At 66.6% G+C, this 6,000-nt stretch carries 4 protein-coding genes and 2 pseudogenes; 4 read left to right on the top strand and 2 right to left on the bottom strand.

Going from position 1 to position 6,000, the window contains the following annotated elements; all coding sequences use genetic code 11:
• Positions 1–319: 319 nt before the first annotated feature.
• Positions 320–1,099 (top strand): transposase family protein, encoded by a 780-nt coding sequence (locus KBX06_RS26410; RefSeq protein WP_210839683.1) that lies wholly within the window; start codon positions 320–322, stop codon positions 1,097–1,099.
• A gap of 93 nt (positions 1,100–1,192) precedes the next feature.
• On the opposite strand, the gene KBX06_RS26405 is transcribed toward KBX06_RS26410, so the two are convergent.
• Positions 1,193–2,233: a hypothetical protein gene (locus KBX06_RS26405; protein ID WP_210839682.1), complete on the bottom strand. Its 1,041-nt coding sequence runs from the start codon at positions 2,231–2,233 to the stop codon at positions 1,193–1,195.
• A gap of 223 nt (positions 2,234–2,456) precedes the next feature.
• Positions 2,457–3,458: a hypothetical protein gene (locus KBX06_RS26400; protein WP_210839681.1), complete on the bottom strand. Its 1,002-nt coding sequence runs from the start codon at positions 3,456–3,458 to the stop codon at positions 2,457–2,459.
• 243 nt (positions 3,459–3,701) lie between these two features.
• Between KBX06_RS26400 and KBX06_RS28155 the strand changes: the two genes are divergently transcribed.
• From KBX06_RS28155 to KBX06_RS28795, 3 genes and pseudogenes are all read left to right on the top strand, one after another.
• On the top strand, positions 3,702–4,109 hold the full coding sequence (locus tag KBX06_RS28155; protein WP_247686717.1) for a transposase family protein: 408 nt from the start codon (positions 3,702–3,704) through the stop codon (positions 4,107–4,109).
• Positions 4,106–4,588, top strand: a pseudogene (locus tag KBX06_RS28150) (transposase); the annotation flags it as partial. The gene KBX06_RS28155 and the pseudogene KBX06_RS28150, both read left to right, overlap by 4 nt.
• A 503-nt stretch (positions 4,589–5,091) precedes the next feature.
• A pseudogene (locus KBX06_RS28795) lies at positions 5,092–5,261 on the top strand (ISL3 family transposase); the annotation flags it as partial.
• Positions 5,262–6,000: the final 739 nt, after the last annotated feature.

The following is a 6,000-nucleotide window of genomic DNA, read 5'->3' as shown; positions in this document are numbered from 1 at the left end:
CTGGGCGGGCTGCAACCCGGTGAACGGAAAGATCCACTCAGATCGGGCAACGGTGATCACCTGCACCCCGGCATCCTGCCCGACCATCCTCAACAGACAGACGCCAGGGTTACGAGACGTCCCTTAGACTCCTACCCTAGACATGGATCGCCTGCTGCTAGGTGATCAGGGCCCGGCGTCAAGGTGCTACGAAAACCTGCCGGCCCGTTCCGTATTTGTGCCCGTGTTACCGGCCATCCGCATCATGCTGACTAGCGCTGATAACAGACTAAGGGACGTCTCGTAACTGGGTGTCGCGTCCATCCTGGATCATGGTGGGGTGCAGGTGATCTCGGCAGCGCGTCCGGAGTGGATCTTTCCGTTCACCGGACTGCAGCCCGTCCAGTTCCGCAGGCTGGTCCGGCTGGTCGCGGAGCGCGGCGGTGACGGCATCGCCGACGGCCGGCCGGGCCGGCAGTGGGCCCTCGACCTCCCGGATCGGGTGTTGCTGGTCGCCGCCTACTGGCGTACGAACCTGACGATGCGCCAGATCGGCCCGCTGTTCGGGGTGTCGCACTCCGCGGCGCACCGGGTCATCGACACCCTCGCGCCGCTACTGGCCCTGGCGCCAGTGCGTAAGCGGCCGGTCGCGCAGATCGCCATCGTCGACGGGACTCTGATCCCCACCCGCGATCACCGCCTGGCCGCCCGCAGCAAGAACTACCGGTACTCCACGAACCTGCAGGTCGCCATCGACGCCAGCACCCGCCTGGTCATCGCCGTCGGCGACCCGCAGCCCGGCAACCGCAACGACACGATCGTCTACCGCACCTCGGGCATCCAGGAGAAGCTGCACGGGCGACCGGCGATGGCCGACGGCGGCTACCGAGGCAACCCCGAGGTGATCATGCCGTACCGCAAGCCCGCCGACGGCAGTGACCTTGCGGACTGGAAGGAAGCCCTCAACGTCGAACACCGCACCGTCCGAGCAGGCGTCGAACACGCCCTGGCCAGGATGAAGTGCTTCAAGATCCTGCGCGACTACCGTCGCGCCGCCCACACATTGGCCGATGCCGCTTCCGGCATCGCCAACCTCCACAACATCATCCTCGCCGGCTGACCGCCGACCCCGTCCCAGGCAACGCCTTCACTGGGTTACGAGACGTCCCTTAGGCACGGGAAATCTGGGCCCGGAAAAGATTAGGCGGCCTCCTTACCCGGCCTGCTCCATGCCGGACTGTGCCACTATTGGCGGGACCTTTCGGCCCCGACTCATCGCCTCCCAGTACGCTTTCCTCGACAACTCGCCGGCACGGTCATGGGCCCGCATCGCCCCGCCCTGCCGTAGGCGTTCATCCAGCAACGCCCCGGTGTCACTCAAATCCACGTGTGCAGGCAGGCCCCCCGGAAGGGCCATGCCGGTAATCAACGTGGGCAACACGACGTCGACGACGTGCAGCCAGAGGCAATCAAGTTCGTAACTAGGGCTGACCCAGACACCACCGCCTGGGCGCTGAACATGAAGCGCAGGCGAGGTGTCCACAGGAGTGGGCACGCCCTTCTGGACGACCTCAAGGACGGCGCCGACCTCAATATGCCTCATGCCGAGTTGCCTACTCCGCGGCATGTCGTCTGGCCGTTGAACCAACGTCCGGCCAGCCGCAAGGCGAATGGTGCGGTGCTTGTCCTCGTTCGAGTAGTCACGAAGCAGCACCAGCGGATGCTCGATGGCCGGATCTGTACCACCCATCAACATAAACAAGGCCAGCGGGATTGCCGGAACGAACGCCTCGTCGGCAAAGGGCTGGAGCGCTGAGATGCGCCCGCCCAAGGTAGCGTCAGGCGCGAACTCGGTGAGGCCCTGCCTCACAAGGCGCTTTACCTTGCCCTCAAACGCCTCTGGGTCCTCGTAAACCAGCATGCTCACGGCCCGAGCCTGCGAGTCAGTCAGCGGCTCAGTGCGGCTTTCCTGCACCAAGTGGAACACCACGTTGTCGATCGCCGACCGGAGGTGGTGAATGGCCTCGCTGAACAGCATGGCGGCGACGGGCGGCACTGGCCTGATCGTAGCTACCTCAACGTCCAGATAACCTGGCGTCCGCTCCACCTGCCTCAGCGTCAGCGGACCCTCGCTGTCCGGTCCCCGCGACCAGGCCAGCGCGACCTCAGCCAGCTCGAAAGCGAGCTGATCTGCGCGCGCTAAGCGCATCGCTACCGGGTGCAGTGCATTAGGAAACCAGTCCAGCGCCTTCACAGCACCACCCTAGAGTATTCTCGGTCAGTGGCCGAGTAGGCGATCTAACCATCGCCACGCTAGTTCCAAGCAGCCAGCGCCGGCCGGAGCGACATGCCCAGATTCGAGTGGAATTCGCACTCCGTCGGCAGTGAACGGAAATCGCTCGGCCTTGGCTTGGCCTATGTGTCTGCCAGTGGCGCCTGACGTCGACAAGTTGCACGCCGCCAGCGACCGCTGTCGCTCAGGAAGCGGCTGCCGGCGGGCTACTGAGGGTGGCGGAGGGCTGCACTCGTGCCAGGCGGGAGGTGATCGCGCCGTGGTTACGTCCGAATTCCTCCATCAACTCGGAGACGCTGGCGCCCTCGGCAGCGCGGCGGGCGAGGCGTTCGTCGTCGGCGGGTTCCCACGGCTTGTGTGAGTTGGGATGGACTTGCCGCAGGTCTTCCATCGTGTACGCGGGTGTCCGAGGCGGTGCCGGCGGCCGGCTGGTATTCGTCCCGGGAAATGGGCCCAGGCCCAGGGCATGCAGCTTGTACCGGATGCTGTTGGCGGTCCGCCCGAGTTCGACGGCGATCGTCTCGGCATCGGCTCCGTCGCGGTGCCGGCTGGCCACGTATGTGCTCTCCTGCTCGGACCAGGACCGAGAACGTCGAGGCGACGGGACCGGCACGGCGCCGGGGTTCGCCACCGCGGCGAGGAACACTCGCGCCACCAGCGACAGGTCGCCGCCCGGCAGATACCCGGCGAACTCGGCGACGAGTTGGCCATTGTTGTCGGCGCCGAGCACCTCGACGATCGGGCCGTCCACGCCCGTGGTGAGAGTCAGGGTGTAGTGCCGACCGGCGTCGCTGACCTGCCACGACAGCACCACGGGATGCGCCGGAGTCTTGGCCACTGGCATGGCGGGAACAGTCGGTGTCGGATCGTGAGCAGCCGGCGGCCAGGAGCTGATCGGCAGCCGGTGCAGGTCGAGACCGAACAGCAGCTCGTCGACCGTGTCGGTACCGTAGTGAACCGTGCCGTCATCGAGCCGGTAGGCAACCTCGCCGGCCACCCGTTCGTCGATGCTCGCCACCGCGACGCGCAGCGTTTGACCGGCGAAGGGACTGTCGGCCCCTGGATCGTCAGGCCCCGGACGAAATGTCAATGTCGCGTACGTCGCCGGTCCCATACCCCGATAAGTCCTGCCGGAGTCGCCGTGCCAGCTGCCGTCCTCAACCTGAAACGCGTAGATCAGCGCCACGAACGCACCCTACGAGAGGCTACCGACAGTTTCAACAAGGTCGCCTTACGTGACGCAATCACCTGCCGCTCAGGCGCTCAGCGTCACCCGCGCCGGAACCGGCCGGTACACCCGCAGGCGGGGCGTGCCAGCGTCGACCGGACAAGCACGAAGCAGCGAGGTGCTGTCGTCGCCGCGTGAAAATCGGGCTCTGGCACACATTTTGTGAGTCGCGTTCGTCGGTAGTTCGGGTTGGATGCCCGGATGGAGATCATTTCGGCGTTGCTTCCGCATCTGGTGGGCCTGCGGTTGGACGCGGTGGTGGTCCGGGGTGTCGGGGTCAGGATCGATGCGGCGACGCGGACGGTGCGGGCTTCGTGCGGTGATTGCGGCACCTGGTCGACCATGCTGCATGGCCGCTATGTGCGGCGGTTGGCTGGTGTCAGGTTGGGTGGCCATGAAGTGCTGGTCGCGTTGACGGTCCGCCGATTCGCCTGCTCGAACGTCGGGTGCCGGCGGCGGACGTTCGTCGAGCAGGTTCCCGGGCTGAACCGTCGGCATGCCCGTCACACGGTCCTGGCGGCGGGTGATCTGGAAGCGGTCGGGTGGCGTTGGGCGGTCGATCGGGTAGTCGGTTGGCGCAGCGGTTGGCGGTGTCGGTGTCGCGGATGACGTTGATTCCGATGATCGGGGGGATGCCCGACCCGTCGCCGGTGACGCCGACGGTGCTGGGCGTGGACGACTTCGCCCGCCGTCGCGGGACCGATACGCCACCGTGCTACTCGACATGCACACCCGCCGGCCGATCGATGTCCCGCCTGACCCCCGACACCCTCGCTGCATGGCTGCGCGAGCACCCCGAGGTCCAGATCATCTGCCGGGATCGCGGTGGTAGTTACGCCGACGGCGTCCGCAAGGGCGCACCTGACGCGATTCAGGTCGCCGACCAGTGGCACCTGCTGAAGAACCTCAGCGACGCCGTCGAAAAGGTCGTCCGTGGGCACGGTCGGTGCCTAAGGACGCACACCGATGCGATACCCGCCCTGGCCGCGCCGACCACGGCCGAGGCGGTCAGGACGGGACGCCGCGCGGAGAACACCCGCCAACGCCACGCCGCCGTCCACACCCTGCGGGCCGAACGACTGTCGATCAGCGCGACCGCCCGCCAGCTCGACATGAACGTCAAAACCGGCCGCAAATACGCCCACGCCGCCACCGCCGAAGCGTTGATCGGCCCGAACGCCAGCAGCCGACCCAGCGTCCTCGCACCCTTCCACCCCTACCGCGGCAACGCCTCACCGACGGTGTCCACGAGACAGCCGACCTGCACGCCGAAATCCTGGCCTGCGGTTACCAGGGGAGTTTGCGCGTGCTGCGGGATGGCTCGCCACGAACCGCACCCGACCCACCCTTGTGACCGCAGTCCAGGTGCCGTCGGCACGGCGGATCACCGCCTGGATCATGCGACCCGGCCACAAACTCACCGACGACGACCGCACCGACCTCGCCGACGCCCGCAGTCGGTGCCCGGACATCGACACCTCGCCGATCTCGCCCGAGGGTTCGCCGCACTGGTCCGCCACCAGGGCACCGGCCAGCACCTCGACGTCTGGATCAACCGTGCCCGGCACGCCGAATACCCGAAATTCGCGGCTTCGCCGCCGGCCTGGCTAGCGACCGCGACGCCACGTCGCCGGCCTTACCCAGCCCTGGAGCTCAGGCCCGGTCGAAAGCCAGGTCAACCGCATCAAGACGATCAAGCGACAGATGTATGGCCGGACGAACCTCGACCTCCTCCGCAAACGAGTCCTCGTCACACCGTGAGCTGACGCCAAGATCGATCACAGAACGTGTGCCAGAGCCAAAGTTCAGCCGGCGTTGACAACACGGGGAGAATCCGGAGGGATCGACTTCGCGAAGCCCACCCCGGGCTGCTCCCCGCGCCTGCGGGGCTGATCCACGAGGGGCTGTCTCGCTAACGGCTCTGTCTCACATTCGGCTCTGGCTCACTTTCGGTGGTGACAGTCCGTAGCGACATCGCAGGCGTGCTCTGACGCCGGCACTTCAGGGCTGGCTGGTCTCCGCAGGGAAACCGTAACGAGGATCCCCTGATGCTTTTGCCCCGACTGCACCAATTTGGACCCACTGCCGCACGAGCGGCTAAGCCGCTACTTTCTGTCACCACCGAAAGTGAGCCAGAGCCGTTAGATCCACACTCCCACACCACGAGCAGGTCTGCGACAGGATCGGCGGTCAACAAGGCCCGATCCCCAGCCTTGAGCCCACACCAGTGCCGCACCGGAGCCGGCAACAACAGGTGTCCCTGACCGGTGAGAGCGAAAACTCCACCAGGCTCCCGACGCACGACAATGACGCCAGCGCTCTCGCGGATCTCCAGTCGGGCACCCGGCTCCCACGCCAGGGCACGCACGATGCCTCGATCACGGATCCGGCCACTGGCATCGACCGACGCGAGACGGTACACCTTGGCCTCGGACCGCTGCTGCGCAAGCGCTGGCATCGGCAACGGAGCCCGTCGGAGGGGTGCGTGGGCGTCACGACG

Source organism: Micromonospora sp. C31, from assembly GCF_018070575.1.
Classification (GTDB): Bacteria; Actinomycetota; Actinomycetes; order Mycobacteriales; family Micromonosporaceae; genus Micromonospora.
This window is presented reverse-complemented; position numbering and strand designations above follow the sequence as displayed.